The 570-nt window shown below is 48.9% G+C and carries 2 protein-coding genes; one reads left to right on the forward strand and one right to left on the reverse strand.

Features of this window, described 5'->3' with window-relative positions:
- Positions 1-297, forward strand: a 297-nt coding sequence (locus J4728_RS23710) for a pilus assembly protein (RefSeq protein ID WP_208212524.1), incomplete at its 5' end; no start/stop codon positions are given.
- On the opposite strand, the gene J4728_RS23715 is transcribed toward J4728_RS23710, so the two are convergent.
- Positions 276-570, reverse strand: a 295-nt coding sequence (locus tag J4728_RS23715; protein ID WP_023155515.1) for a hypothetical protein, incomplete at its 5' end; no start/stop codon positions are given. The genes J4728_RS23710 and J4728_RS23715 overlap by 22 nt on opposite strands.

The following is a 570-nucleotide window of genomic DNA, read 5'->3' on the forward strand; positions in this document are numbered from 1 at the left end:
CGTGCCAATCCGGTACGTGGAAAAAAATTGGCGCAGGTGATAGCCAAATTGTTACCGCTTCAGCTACTGCGTGGCGTTGGCCTGGAGCAACGGCAACATGTCCATCTGGCAAGAAAGTCATTGGTGGAGGCGGTCAATGCAGATCAAATACCGGATTTATATGGCTCACGCGTTCCATGCCTTCAGGCAACAATGCATGGACTGCCAGTTGCGACACGACCGAAGATCAAAATGGTTCCATTACAGTTTACGCCATTTGCCAGTGACGATACTTATCACTGGCAAACCACGATGTAACTACATTTCCCCGACAGGTCAGTTCGGTGAGTACCGCCATAAAAGTTGTATTCGTCATAGAAGCCGCATTTCACAATTCGATTGGCATCATAGGTTGCAACTGACCCCGCAAAATAATTCGGCTTCCACCCGTGCGGATTTTCTGCATTACTGACACTCCAGGTACACTGGCTGGCAGAAAAACCAGATGGCAATGGGATCTGTTGTCCATTTGCTATTTTTCCTGTCAGAACAGTGCTACCTGATGCCCTTCTCCACGTACCGGATTGGCAC

Source organism: Salmonella sp. 32070601201500089SM (assembly GCF_017573605.1).
Classification (GTDB): Bacteria; Pseudomonadota; Gammaproteobacteria; order Enterobacterales; family Enterobacteriaceae; genus Salmonella; species Salmonella enterica.